At 50.7% G+C, this 14,126-nt stretch carries 12 protein-coding genes; 1 reads left to right on the top strand and 11 read right to left on the bottom strand.

Features of this window, described 5'->3' with window-relative positions; translation table 11 throughout:
- Positions 1–41 precede the first annotated feature (41 nt).
- A complete protein-coding gene (locus L1F29_RS14085; protein WP_258388930.1) occupies positions 42–143 on the top strand; it encodes a YjcZ family sporulation protein in 102 nt (33 codons plus the stop codon).
- 243 nt (positions 144–386) lie between these two features.
- On the opposite strand, the gene L1F29_RS14080 is transcribed toward L1F29_RS14085, so the two are convergent.
- From L1F29_RS14080 to L1F29_RS14030, 11 genes are all read right to left on the bottom strand, one after another.
- Complete coding sequence (locus L1F29_RS14080) at positions 387–2,150, bottom strand: ABC transporter ATP-binding protein (protein WP_258388929.1); 1,764 nt, start codon at positions 2,148–2,150, stop codon at positions 387–389.
- Complete coding sequence (locus tag L1F29_RS14075; protein ID WP_258388928.1) at positions 2,125–3,897, bottom strand: ABC transporter ATP-binding protein; 1,773 nt, start codon at positions 3,895–3,897, stop codon at positions 2,125–2,127. The genes L1F29_RS14080 and L1F29_RS14075 overlap by 26 nt, the downstream gene beginning before the upstream one ends.
- A gap of 382 nt (positions 3,898–4,279) precedes the next feature.
- Positions 4,280–6,502, bottom strand: a complete 2,223-nt coding sequence (locus L1F29_RS14070; protein WP_258388927.1) for an ABC transporter ATP-binding protein — start codon at positions 6,500–6,502, stop codon at positions 4,280–4,282.
- Between the two features lie 41 nt (positions 6,503–6,543).
- Positions 6,544–7,098 (bottom strand): DUF1854 domain-containing protein, encoded by a 555-nt coding sequence (locus L1F29_RS14065; RefSeq protein ID WP_258388926.1) that lies wholly within the window; start codon positions 7,096–7,098, stop codon positions 6,544–6,546.
- Positions 7,095–9,392, bottom strand: coding sequence for an ABC transporter ATP-binding protein (locus L1F29_RS14060; RefSeq protein ID WP_258388925.1), 2,298 nt, complete (start codon positions 9,390–9,392; stop codon positions 7,095–7,097). The genes L1F29_RS14065 and L1F29_RS14060 overlap by 4 nt, the downstream gene beginning before the upstream one ends.
- 305 nt (positions 9,393–9,697) lie before the next feature.
- Positions 9,698–10,294, bottom strand: coding sequence for an AAA family ATPase (locus tag L1F29_RS14055; RefSeq protein ID WP_258388924.1), 597 nt, complete (start codon positions 10,292–10,294; stop codon positions 9,698–9,700).
- 231 nt (positions 10,295–10,525) lie between these two features.
- A complete protein-coding gene (locus L1F29_RS14050; protein ID WP_258388923.1) occupies positions 10,526–10,714 on the bottom strand; it encodes a hypothetical protein in 189 nt (62 codons plus the stop codon).
- Positions 10,715–10,893: 179 nt separating this feature from the next.
- The gene (locus L1F29_RS14045; RefSeq protein WP_258388922.1) at positions 10,894–11,031 is read right to left on the bottom strand and encodes a hypothetical protein; all 138 of its coding nucleotides are present in this window, start codon (positions 11,029–11,031) and stop codon (positions 10,894–10,896) included.
- 8 nt (positions 11,032–11,039) lie between these two features.
- Positions 11,040–12,008 (bottom strand): 2-hydroxyacid dehydrogenase, encoded by a 969-nt coding sequence (locus tag L1F29_RS14040; RefSeq protein WP_258388921.1) that lies wholly within the window; start codon positions 12,006–12,008, stop codon positions 11,040–11,042.
- 89 nt (positions 12,009–12,097) lie between these two features.
- Positions 12,098–12,802, bottom strand: coding sequence for a hypothetical protein (locus L1F29_RS14035; protein WP_258388920.1), 705 nt, complete (start codon positions 12,800–12,802; stop codon positions 12,098–12,100).
- Between the two features lie 299 nt (positions 12,803–13,101).
- Complete coding sequence (locus L1F29_RS14030) at positions 13,102–13,896, bottom strand: SDR family oxidoreductase (RefSeq protein WP_258388919.1); 795 nt, start codon at positions 13,894–13,896, stop codon at positions 13,102–13,104.
- Between the last annotated feature and the right edge of the window lie 230 nt (positions 13,897–14,126).

The raw sequence follows: 14,126 nt of genomic DNA, 5'->3' as shown, positions 1-14,126 counted from the left end.
CTTGCGGGCCAATGTGTGCCCTAACGAAAGGAGGTGCTTGAATGTCCGGATTTGTTGGCGGAGCCTTCACGAGCACAGGAACAATCCTCGTTCTGTTCATCTTGCTGGTAGTCGTATCCTGCGGCTGTTTGTTCCTAAGATAGTAGAATGGAATAGGAAATGATGATGTCCCTGCGTTGTTCCTTGGCCGAACAATGCAGGGACTATTCATGCATGGAGATGGAACACGGCTTAGCCGCGGACGCCGGAGCGGGCAGAGAACCTGCTCTGATACGAGTGTTGGCATCGATATGCTACACGATACGATAGATTATGCATCGGTCGCAAGTAGGTGAACGATCGTTTTAACCCAATATTTCGGCAGGCGCATTTCGTTCTATTTTCTCTCAACTGAGCAGACTTCGGACCGTCTCGCTGCCTTCACTGTCTATTAGCTCCCGATAAGTCCCTCTCATCTTGATCCGCCCATTGTCCAGCACAATGATTTGATCCGCAGCCTGCATGACATACTCGTTATGCGTGACGACCAGACAGGTACTCCCGCTGGTCTGCCTCTCACGATGCAATCTTTCCCACATGCGCTGCTCGGTGTTCATGTCGAGGGCGCTTGCAACATCGTCCATAACGAGCAGCTCCGCGTTCCTGATAAACATACGGGAAGCCGCAACCCGCTGCTGCTGTCCCCCTGATAGCTTGGATCCCTTCGTACCCATTACAGTATCGAAGCCTTCTTCGAAAAAGGGCAGATCGTCATCCAACACCGACAAATACGCAGCATGAAGGAGCTGCTGTTCGGAGGCTTGCTGTCCCAGCTTTATATTCTCCCGGATCGTTTCATTGAACAGGTGAGGAACTTGTGGGGTGTAGGCTGTATTCGGCGGCTTAAGCCAATCCGACTCGGCATCCGTACAACTTCCGTTCCAATAGACGGCACCGGAAGACTTGGGCAGAAGCCCGAGAATGACGCGCAGCAGCGTGGTTTTGCCGGATCCTACCTTGCCGGTGATAACGGTGAACGAACCCCTTGGCAGAGAGAACGTAATATCGTGGATCCCTTGCTTCGAAGCTTGATAGATAAACCCAAGCTCGCAGACTTCAATTCTCTCTAGCCGCTCCCTCCGGATGCTCCCTTCATCATACCGTGGCGGCTCTTCCTTTAGATATAGCGTATCGTTGTTCGTCAGCTTATGAATATGGTTGTCGCCGATGACCTCATGAATTCTGGCGAGCGAAACGGCCATATTTCTGAATCCCGCCCATGTCCTGCCAATCAACCGGGTCAGGTTGGACACATAGCCCAAGAAGTAGACGAACAAGGTCAAATCGCCGAGCGTGAACTGTCCGTCGCGGATTTTCCGGCTGATGAGCAGCAAGAGCAACGCCGTTCCAATGCTGACGATATTGTCATAGACCGAATCCAGGGCGGTTTTAAATACATCATTGCGCCTGCTTGCCGATGCCCGTTCATCATTGAACCGCGTAAGCCGCTGCAAGAATGAATGCCCGGCATGATTGATTTTAATCGCCTGCCAGTAGTTGAATATATCCGACATCAGTCCGGTGACTTTGTCCGATGACTTCTGCTGCTCCTCATAATAGACGGTGATTCTCTTGTTAAACCAATTCGTCACGACGATCGCCAGCAGCAGTGGCGTGAATAAGACGACCGTAACAGCCCAATCAATGGAAGCTAGAATAATCAAGCCGCAGCAGGAGAAGATCGCATAGGCCAGGAAGTAAGGGATATCCCACATCAGCGATTCGGGATTCGCGGTATCCGAACGGATGACGTTCATGAGCTTCCCGTGATGAACGGGCAGAGGGGCTGCGCCTGGCCGCTTCAGCAGCTCCCGAAAGATGTTGCGGCGATAATAGGAACGGATAATTTCGGTCCAGCCGTAGCTTAACGACAGATCGATGTAATAGGTTGCCGCTTGTACAAGGGGAACGGCAATCAATAACGCGGTAATGATGTACAAGCCGTTCGAAGTAAGCGTATGGTCCGACACTTGATCGAAGTAGCGTTGAATCAATAAGCCTGGGAGAATGCCCAATCCGGCAAACCCGCCAATCCGAATCAAGGAAACAGCCGAATAATTCAAGGGGTAGTACATGAAGATCCTTCTAAGAACGGTCAAGACTTCGCGCATGTAATTCCGCCTCCCCTTCTCCAATCATGCTTGAATAGGATGATTCCGGATCCTGTTCCAGCGCTCTCGTCTCCCCGAATTCCAATACACGCCCTTCCTGCAGCACAAGCGTATAATCCGTCTTTCGGATCGTCGATAAACGGTGGGCAATTATGATGCAGGTCCGGTTCTTCATTAAAACCGCCATCGCCTTATCCAGTCGTCTCTCCGTTGCAGGATCGATGCGCGAAGTGGCCTCATCCAGTATAAGAATTTGAGGATTGCGGAGAAATACCCGGGTGAATGCGATAAGCTGCGCTTCGCCTCCTGACAAATTGCGGCCGCCCTGTTCAATTCTCTTATCCAGCCCCTCAGGAATACCGCTTATCCATTCCTGCAGCGCAAGCCGATCCAGAATCCGCATAATTTGATCATCCGTAATATGATCCTTGTACATCGTGATGTTGTCTCGTAACGTGCCTTCGAACAACTCAATGTTCTGTGACACAATACCCATGCTCTCCTGCAGGCTGTCCAGCTCGAATTCCATATGGTCCGATCCATTAATGGTAATCGATCCTTCTTGAGGATCGCACATCCGGCAGAGCAATCGGGCCAGCGTCGATTTGCCGCTTCCGGTCTTCCCCAGCAGTCCGAGAGTCGTGTTCGCAGGCAGTTGAAAGCTTATATTGCGCAGCGCCTTATGCTCCTCATCTCCGTAATGAAAGGATACGTTGTCGAACCGGATCTCCAGCGCGGTGTCTTCGATGCGTGCACAGCCGGTAGTTTTCACGTTGCTGGAATAAGAGAGCAATTCATTCAACCGCAGCAATGCGGCGTGCACGTATTGAAGTTCCGAGACTTCAGCCACCATACTCTTGAGCGGGATAAGAAGAATCGTCATGTAATAATAGATGAGAAACAATGTTCCTATGCTTAGATCGGCACTCTGCAAATGAATGATCCCCAGTGACAATAACGTGACCGCCATAATGATGGCGAGCACCATCTCCCCGATGTTCAGCACAGTCGCAATCCGCAGACCGGTTTGCTTGCGGGTCCGAAATAACCTCTTCAATCTTGTGTAATAGGAATACAAGGTATAGGAAACCGCGTTAAATGCTCGAATATCTTCCCTCCCGGTTATCCGCTCATCCAGAAAACCGATGGTATCGGCTGATTCCGACAGATAGTTTCGAATCGTCTTCGAACCGAATCTGCCCATTCGGGACAATACATACAATCCCAAGACACAAGAAAGCGTTACAACGATTCCCATACTGACATTAATGGTGAAAATAATGATGACGACCGTCACGATCAACAAATTATTGCTAATGACCTTCAGAGCAAATACAGACATGAAATTGTTCAGCTTGCCGACGTCTCCATCGATCCGCTCCACCATCTCCCCCGGCGTATGTCGGTTGTGGAAGGACATGTCGTAATTCAAGCATTGCCGTGTCACATCGAGCCTTATCTTGTTCGTTATCTTCCAGGTGACATCGCTTGTAATAAACTGAAGAACGATGACGACGATTTGTCTGAGAACCGTCAGTCCCAGGAACAGGAACGCGATTCTCAGCAGCCCGGATGTTTCCTCCCCTGCTCTCGCACGGTCGAGAAACTGTTGAATATACAGCGGACTGTAGATTTGGAGGGCGATGCTCCCTAATATGAACAGCAGTAACAGCACTAACTGTGCGCGATGATTATTCAGATAGACATACATGAATCTGATCTGCGATCTGTCTAATCGAATGAACATACCCGGCCTCCTTGATCGAATGAAAGTTTCATCATTAAAAATATAGGAATTTCCTGAAAAGGTATAGACTTATCCTTTTCCGACATTTATACTACTATTATGGAAGGCGAGGAAGCCTGAGTTGTATTAATCTATGTCAAAATCATCGACTCCTATAAGTAAGCGCAATGCCAAGGGCATTGCGCTTTTTTTGATTCACGCGTCTCGGATCATCCCATCGTATAAAGAAAACCTCCCCTTGGTCGATGGCCGTCGCCACTTCACTCGAACAAGGAAAGGTTAGATTGGTTACAGACGACAGTGCCGTTCTTATTTGAACAAGTCGAATCGTAAGAAAAGGCTTCCCCTCGCCATCTAAGACGGCATCCGGGTCAGCCCCTTCCTATTGCACGGCATGCTCGATCTTCTGCTCCGTCTTCTTGGACATGTCGCGCTGAGCCATAATAAGATTATAATAAATGCCTTGCTTCTCCATCAAATCGGTATGGGTGCCGATCTCAGCGAGTTCGCCTTTCTCCAGTACAAGCAGCCGGTCCGCATTCCGCAGCGTAGCGAGCCTGTGCGCGATGGCGATGGTCGTCCGGTTCCTGGTTACCCGCTTCAATGCCTCCTGGATCGCCATCTCGGTATCGATATCGAGCGATGCGGTCGCTTCATCGAGAATCAGAATCCGTGGATTGTTCATCACTGCCCGCGCAATAGCCAGCCTCTGCCTCTCGCCGCCGGATAGATTGTTTCCGTTCTCCTCCAGCTTCGTATCGTACCCATCCGGGAAATTGATGATGAAGTCATGGGCATTCGCGATTTTGGCGGCTTGGATAACTTCCTCTTGCGTAGCGTCCGGCTTCGAATAACGGATATTCTCCATGATCGTTCCACTGAACAGGAACGTTTCTTGAAGCACGACGCTAATCTGCGATCGCATATCCTCCTGCTTAATATCCCGGATGTCGATCCCATCGATCCGGATCGAGCCATCGGTAACATCATAGAAGCGGGACAATAGATTGATCAGTGTTGATTTGCCCGAGCCTGAATGGCCGACCAAGCCAATCATCTCTCCCTGCTTCACGTCGAACGTGATGTGCTTCAAGACAGGCTCATAAGACTTGTATCCGAAGACAACATCGTCGAACGCGATGGTTCCTTGAATCGTATGCTTCTTGGAAAGCTCCTTATCGAGAACCTCGGGCTGTTCGTCGATGACCGAGAACACCCGGTCAATCGAGATAACGGCATTGGCCACCCAGCGCGGCATGAACATCATCCAAGCGATCGGCCCGAAAATCATTCCGGCATAGCTGCTGAATTGGATGAGCTCGCCTAAATTCATCTTGTTATCCAGAATCATGTTGCAGCCGATCAGAAGAACGAGGTATTGACCCAATTGAATCAAGTAGTTCGTGATCGGCGACAGAATGCTGAACAGCTTCTCGGATTTAATCGCGGCATCCCTGAACTCGCTGTTGTATTTCCGGAACTTCAGAATTTCGCCGTCTTCCTTGCCGAACGCTTTCACCACGCGTATGCCGCTCAGCACGTCATGCAGGAACGAGTTGGCTTTGTCGTACACCCGCCACTGCTTGTGGAACAGCTTCCATAGCACGTACTTCCAGATATACCTATGCATGTACGCGACGATCGGAGCGGGAAGCAGAACGACCAGCGCCAGCTTCCAATCCGCGTTGAACAACAGAATGCTTGCCGATACGAGCATGATCAGCTGAAAGATCGCCGTCGTGCAGACTTCTTGAATGAGATGCCGGATCCGGTCCGTATCGGATGTAATCCGGTTCATTATATCGCCAGAACGCTGCGATGTCAGAAAGCCGAGCGACAAATTCTGCAGCTTGTCATAGACGACCTTCCGCAGATCGGCAGCAATCCCGGAGCTGACACTGGCCATAATGCGTCCTCGAACGATGCCGAACAGCTCGCCGAGCAGCAGTGCAATCAGCATCGCGCCCAAGGCGAAAAAGAATATCGGCTTGCTGGCGTCCTGGCCCTCCGGCGGCTGCAAGGACGAGTTGATCAATATTTTCTGCAAATAAGGTCCGATTAGTGCGACAGCCGATGAAGCGATCAGCACGCCGAGGCCTAAGCTCATCGCTTTCCAATGCGACTTGGAGACGGCGAACAGCCGCTTGAAGGCCGCCGCTTTGTTCATGCACCTTGGGCAGACTCTGGTGCCGTGAACGAGCGATCCGCCGCATTTGGTACAGACCGGCTCTTCCTCATTATTGAAGATCTGGATCCTTCTCTGAGCGGACATGTCGTTCAGAATCTGTGCGATATAGCCATATCTGGCCGCATGCTGCATCGTAATCCTGACCACGATTCGTTTGTTCGTACCTTCCGCGGCTTCCAGTACGGCGTTGCCGATCAGAGGGACGATCTTGTAATCATGCATGGCGCCAATCAGTCCGCTTTCCAGAACCTCGCCATGCTCCACGTAAGCCCACTTATCTTGCCCGATGACAAAATAACCGGGCGTTCTGTTCCCCGTTAACGACAGGTCGGCAGGAACCCCATATCGGATATCCTCGCCAACAGCTCGCTGGGCTGCCCGCAAATCTTGCTCTGACAGCGTAAAATTGAGATTCATCGAATCCTCCATCCCTTATTTGAAAGGCGCTGCAGCCTAAGCTACATGCACATCTCAACCATCCGGTATTCCCTGTCGCTCAGACGTTCCAGATCGGCAATAATAAAGCGGTTCCCGTCCACATCCGTAATCAGAAGACGCTTATCCGATACCAGCTTCGCGTTGCCTCCGCCGTCCCGTACCGTAAATCGGCACAATCCTGCGGTCGTCTCCGCTTCCCAGTACGAATAGCCGAACTCCTGCTTTATTGTAACCACATTCGTTATTTCCGGCGCGAAGTAGCGGATATGGACTTGCTCCTCCAGCAGATCCGCGACATCCTTAGGAAAATCGTCAAGCGAGCGAATCATCCCGACTTCTTTATTCTCTATCGTTCGGACGGAGATATAAATTCGCTTATTCGTATGAGGAAAGGAGCAGTGCACGTAGACGATCGGGTGCTCCTCCTCGCCTACTTTTACGGATAGCATATTACCCGGCGTCTTCTTGAACACCGTATTGTCTGGCGACAGATATCGAATCTTGGCCGCTTCGGCCAGATCCGACTCCGGCTTCACTTCCTCATTCACGATCGGATTGGCAACCGATTGCATCATGCTATAACCACCTCGTTCATTTTGAGCGCCTCATCGTGCTTCTTCACTAAGCCGTGGTAGATGCCTTCCTTTTCCATCAGCTGGTCGTGCGTACCGTCCTCCACAACCTTGCCATGCTCCATGACGACCAAGTAATCGGCATTACGGAGCGTCGATAACCGGTGTGCGATTGCGATTGTCGTTCTGCCCTTGATGAGTGAATCAAGCGCCTCTTGAATCTGCAGCTCCGTCTCCGTATCGAGCGATGCGGTCGCTTCGTCCAGAATCAATATTCTCGGATTATGGAGAATAGCCCGCGCGATGGATAACCGCTGCTTCTCGCCGCCCGACAGATTATGCCCGCCCGTTCCGACGATCGTGTCATAGCCGTCCGGGAGCTTCTCGATGAAATCATGGGCATTGGCTATCTTGGCTGCGTTAATGATGTCGTCTACCGTGCATTCCGGATCCGCATAAGCGATATTCTCTGCGATGCTTCCCGAGAATACATAGACGTCCTGGGATACGATCCCGATATTCTTGCGAAGCGACGCGGTCGTCATATCCTTGATGTTGATGTCGTCAATCCGGATTTCGCCTTCCGAGACGTCATACAGGCGGGAGATCAAGTTCACAAGCGTGGATTTCCCGGCCCCCGAATGTCCGACGACCCCGATCATCTGACCTGGCTTGGCGTGCATCGTGACATTCTTCATAATCGGCTTATTCGGTTCGTACCCGAACACGATATTCGAAACTTTAATATCGCCCTTGATCGTCTTAAGCTCGATTGCATCGGGCTTCTCGGCGATTTCCGGCACCGTATCTTGAATTTCAAAAATCCGCTGAGCCGCCGACATGCAGTACGACCACCAGTTCACAATGTTGTTCATGAATTGAATGGGTCCATACAAGAGATACATGTAGTTAACGAACGTCAGCACTTTACCGAATGTGAATTCGCCCTGCATCACCATCCAGCCGCCGAACGCCCAGATCAGAATGCCGCCCGTCTGCGTCAGGAAGTTGAGTACCGGGAAGATGGTGCTGCCAAGCTTGTTGAACGTCTGCTCCGCATCGGAGTAAGACATATTGGACCGGTGAAACCGTTCCATCTCCTTCTGTTCCTTCCCGAACGCCTTCACAACCCGCGTGCCGCGTATGGTGTCGCTAATGATGGAGTTCATCGCACTGACTTTGCGGTGCCGTCTCCAGGACAAGCGCCACAGCCTCGGGAACACTTTGTTCACGATGATAAAAACAAGCGGAAGCGGGATAAAGCACAGCAGTGTCAGCTTCCAGTCCATGTACAGCAAAATGGCGGTAATCCCGATAATGTTCATCGCGTTGACGATGAAATAAGACATGCCGTCCACGAAGAAGAACTGCAGCTCCGTGGCATCGTTATTAACCCTGGTCATCAGCTGCCCGGTTTGCTTTCGCTGGAAGAAGTTGAGCGACAGCCGCTGCATCGCCGAGAAGACGCTTGACTTCAGATCGAAAGCGACGTTCGCCGCCAACCGGGCGTTGATGACGCCGAACCAGACCCCGAATACGAGGGATATCGTCCGGAATGCGATGATGAGCAGAATGACGAGGCCAATCTGCCCGGCGAAGTCTCCTTTGCCTCCCAGCGCCTGGTCGAACAGTACAGTGCCTTGCAAATAAGGAATGACAAGACCGGTTGCGGCATTAAGCAGCATGAAAAGGACGATAAGAAACATGGAGCCTTTGTACTTGCCGGCGAAGGACAGAAGCCTAGCGAATATAGCATGCTTCTTCATACACTTCGGGCAAATCTGCCTGCCTTCCTCGGGATAGATCATCCCGCACTTCGGACAGGAAGTATGCTCCTGCTCATCGTCCAGATCCTCGTTGTTCAATTCTTCATTCTTCTTCAGCTTCGAGAAAAGCGATACCAGCTTGGCTGCCCTTCCCATATGTCCGTTGGTGAAAGCAGCTGCAATTCGTTCCTCCGTCTCCTTGATGACGATAATCCCCGAAGCGACGAGATTAACAATGGAAACGGATTCAATCTGTTCAAGCGGGACGGACTCGAGCGTCCATTCCCCTGACTGGACAGGCTCCAATCGCTTCTTCATCTTCTGCGACATCGCATACCCTTTGTACACCTTTTCCGTGTGAGGCTTCATGCCGCTGCGGACTATGAGCAGCTTGTCGCGGCACAGGATCAGGTAGGTATCGACAAATCCGCCGTCCGGAGTCCGGTCGCAGACCATCCAGAACACAATGTCCTTCTCGGATACCTGTTCTTTCTGCAATAGGGTGGAAATTTCATTTGGAAGTATCTTCATCATCTCTCCAACCGTCAAATTGGTTTTTTTAAAAATCCGGCACAACCAATCATACACCTTCTGCGAGTACCATAAAAGAGAAATTTTGATAATTTTATCATCTTTTTTCCTCTTCGTTCGTTTCCTCGTTTGAAGCGAAGACCACCGTCCAGCTCGTTGACTTGTCCTCACAAATGGGCCTGCTCCAGATACGGTCCCCCTATCTCTTTTGGAAGCGCTATAATTTCGCCCATATTGTACAATACATTTTATTTAATAACAATCATTATAATTGTATTCTTTTGGAGAGCATTGTCAGTCAACGGTTAGTTGAAAAATCGGATGTGCCGAGCTTGCGTAGTCAACCGGTCCAGCGCCTTCTTGATAGGTCCTCTCTGATCCGGCTGTAATTCTATCCCGAGCATTCCGGCAATCTTCTCTGCCGTTTCGATCGTCGTCAAGCGGTCGGTGGGTATATGCTCCTTGAAGACATCTCCGGATAACCCTTCCATACAACGGTCGATCTGCTGCGATGCCCATGAGCGTTTGCCTTCTCCCCTGCTCCGCAGCCTTTGCTGTAGAATCTCCTTGGAAGCCCACAATGTATAATGATGAACGGTCACGCCGTCATTCCTAAGCTTGCCAATGAGCTCTTCGAAGATGTGCGGGCTGACAACCGTCATCGGTACGATGATCGTTCCTTCATATTCGCGATTCAAATAGGTCAGCATCGAATGATTGATCTCACGCCACATCGTATAGTTCTGAAAGTCGTCTTCTGCGATTGCTTTCGGTATGTTCTTTCGGATATAGTAGCCAGCATTCTCAGGATCGAATACGATCGATCCCGGGATGCGCCGATGCAGCTCGTAGGACGTTTGCGTCTTGCCCGATCCGAATGCCCCATTAATCCAAATAATCACCAACATTACCCCCCATGCGAATATATCATCATGACGAGCGTGGTTGGACGAAAGTTGCTTTCAGCCTTCATTGCTCCTCCCGGATGAGGCTTCTGCCCGTCCAGAGTTGTAGCATACACAACTCGTTGGAGGACCTGGGCGACATCTTCGACAAGCTCGGCTGTCCGAATGCATAAAGATAAATAGACACTCCCCCTGTGCAGGCGAGTGTCCTTCGTGCACCGATCTCACTTATCCCGATATGGCGTCTACTTTGAACTGCGTCGCATTTATACACCTCTTGCACACTTTGAGCTGTGTTCCGTCTGTCTTAGCACGCGGGTACAGCAGTTTGATGCGGGTTGCGCTGCAAATCGGACAAGTGCCCCGTCCGCGCGATGGGAGATTCCATAGTGCACGGCCTCGCTTTGTTTTTGCCATCAAAATTTCCTCTTTTCCGCTTTAGGTTTGCTGCTTGAACCTACGGCTTAAGTGTAATTCCTAATGCATGATGGCGGATAGGGAAAGAACTCTTGTAATCAAATTATCCTCGGACAGAAGAATAGAACCGGCCACTAAGACCGGTTCTGTTAAGTGCTGCTGTCAATGCCCTTAGTACGTTAGCTTGTATAGATTTGCGAAACCTTGCCGTTCGTGAAGGTTACATAGTTGAAGCTGCTGTAGCCCCAAGTTTCAATTGCGTATCCGTATCCGGATATCGAGCTTGTATTATCGCGCAGGGCGCGGTTATCAGTCAATTCCGTCTCTATTGAAATTCTTCTACCAAATTGGGCGGTGTTAAGCCGTTTAAGGCGGCAACCAGGTTCTGGGCTGCGAGCATCCCCATATCGAATCTCGTCTTAGCGGTAGCAGAGCCGATATGCGGCAGCGTGAGCACATTCGGCATGCTCAGGAAGGGATGGGCAGGATCGAGCGGTTCTTTCTCATAGACATCCAGTCCCGCCGCGGAGATCCAGCCTTCTTGCAGCGCCTCGATCAGCGCCTCCTCGTCGACGGTTTGGCCGCGGGAAGCATTGATGAAGATTGCGGACGGCTTCATGAGCTGAAATTGGGTGCGTCCGATCATTCGCTGCGTCGCCTCATTAAGAGGTGCCATCAATACGATGAAATCGGATTCTGCCAGCAGCTCGTTCAGCGGTGAATAACGGACTCCCAGCTGCTCTTCGACATTCGGCTTCCGGCTGCGATTGTAGTAGCTTACATCCATATCGAACCCGAACCTCGCCCGCTTGGCGATGCTCTCGCCAATCCGGCCCATTCCGATGATCCCCAGAGACGCGTGATGTACATCCGTACCAAACAACGTCGCGCCGTCTCCAGGCTTCCATCGTCCTTCTTTCACGTAACAGTCCAATTCGGCGACTCTTCTGGCGGTGCCCAGCATAAGGGCAAGTACCAGATCTGCCACGGTATCGTTTAACACATGAGGCGTATTCGTGCCTATTACGCCCCTCCGCTGCATAGCTGCGATATCAAAGTGGTTATATCCGACGCTGATGCTGCTCACGGCTTGGAGTTGAGGCGAATGCTCCAGCAGCTCGGCATCGATTCTGGCGTTTGAGGTAAGCAGCCCGTTTGCCTTCTCGAGTTTATTCAGCAGAACGTCACGGGGAATCGGGGCTTCGGAGGTCCATTTGTCGATCTCGCAATATTCGGCAATGTAGGCTTCAACCTCAGCAGGAACGATTTTATCAATAAAAACAACTGGCTTCACTACAATACTCCTCCTCACGTGTCATTGCCGCAGCTTATAAAGCGCAGTATAACCATTGATCGATAACATAGCAATCAAAAATAATGACATTATTCCAGGAATGTACGTATGGCTTGGTCGAAAAGTCTGGTTTGATCGTGTTCCAAGTAGACATGTGTCCCGTCATCAAAAAGATAGAACGCATAGCCCAAAGGTCCTTCCGTGTAGAAAACCATCGTATACGTTATGGGGTAACCTTCATTAAGCTCGGGCGTATACCTTGCTTGATCGGTTCCGCTCCCGAGCAGCTGTATGAATCGATCCATCTCGCTGCCGGTTAACGTCTTATTGGGCTTCAGACTATTCTGCCGATATAGCTCGACTTGATCAACCTTCTTCATATCCAACTCTCCGTAATGCAATCCCAAATTGGTTTCATAACTCTCGCCCGCATATAAACGGTATCCGCCGATGGACTTGTCATCCTCGGCAGCGATTAAGTGCTTTTCCTTAAATCCCTTCACACGATACAGCTTGTCGCCCTTCGTTAAGTAACTTGCATCGCCGTTCTTGGTTCGATAATTCTTATTCGAAACTTTCACTACATTAAACTTGACTTCTCCGATAATTGCTTCCACCATAACGTCATCCGGATTCCTCAGAACATTCTCGCGAAACCCGGTATACATCTTTCCATTGAGCTTAACGAAGTCGATCCAATCAATGGTCGTTTGCCCGGCAAACGGATTTTGTGCACAGCCGCTAAGCAGAACAATTGCAAGGGTCACCAGAAACAACCGCCTTATTCTCATCATAAGACCCCCCTCCCCCTTTAAACCTCAGACGTGATCTTAGAACTGAATGTTCCTCCTTCTCCCAATATTGTATTGACCGTCCTATAAAATCTGACATCATCGCCAACTAACGATATGAAGCCATGTATAACGAGTAATACAGGAAGGAAGTGTCCCAATAAGGCGTTCAAGTTAACCTAGAATGTCCCGCCTCCAGAACACGAAAGCTGCCGGGGCATTGCCGCGGCAGCTAAGGAAAGGCACATCGAATCAACTCGCATCGTCATGAATGGTCATGTGATCCTGCAGCTTATGTGCGACTACCCTCGTAACAACGATTCCGCGCCATCGATGTAGATTTCAGTGCCGCTTATGTGAGAAGAGGCATCGGAAGCGAGGAACAGTACAAGATCGCCGCACTGTTCGATACTGCCGGGATGTCCCGACAGCGGCTGATCGCCTTCCGGGAATTCGACCGGAATCTTCACCTCGTCGAGATTGGGTGAAATTTCCGTGTTCTCGCCAATGTTCGTCTCGATTGCGCCCGGACAAATGGCGTTAACGCGGATTTTATAAGGCGCCAGCTCCAAGGCCGTCATCTTCATCAAGGCGACTTGGCCTGCCTTGCTTGCACTGTATGCACTCGCGCCAGTATTCGAGAAGATGCGGTTACCGTTGACGGAGCTGGTAATAATGATGCTGCCGCCGTTCTTCTTCAGATACGGGGCTGCATATTTCAACGTCAGGAAAGTTCCCCTCAGATTGATCGTTAATGTCGTGTCCCAATCGTCAACGGTAAGCTCTTCCAATGGCGCCCATACGCCGTTAATGCCTGCGTTGGCGAATACAATATCCAGCCGGCCGAATTTCTCCACCGCCTGCTTGATCCCATTCTCGACCATTTCCGGTACGGAAACATCGGTCTTGAACACCCCGGCGCGCCCCCCGGAACGTTCAATCTGCTTCTTGACTTCTAACGCATTGTCGGGCGTACGGTCCAGAAAACAAATCGCGGCCCCCTGCTGCGCAAGACGGAGGGCAGCTCCCTTCCCGATACCGGAGCCGCCGCCGGTTACAACCGCCACCTTGCCATTCAAGCTTTGTTCATTTCCCATAACGAACTGTCACTCCTTCGTATATCGAATGATGATTATTGTTAACGCCAAAGTGAGCCGGTTGAACCAACCCGTCTATACTGGCCGTCTAATCATTCATTCCCCGGGAATGTCGGCTTGATTCAATGCAATCGAATGACATTCAAATGATCCAGCAATCCTTTCCACCCCGGCATTCGTAGTTGTACGATGCGATCGGCGACGAGGATTTGATGCGAATGATCCGACAG

This window comes from Paenibacillus spongiae (assembly GCF_024734895.1).
GTDB lineage: Bacteria > Bacillota > Bacilli > Paenibacillales > Paenibacillaceae > Paenibacillus_Z > Paenibacillus_Z spongiae.
Note: the sequence above shows the minus strand (reverse complement) of the source record. Positions and strands in the feature narration are given on the sequence as shown.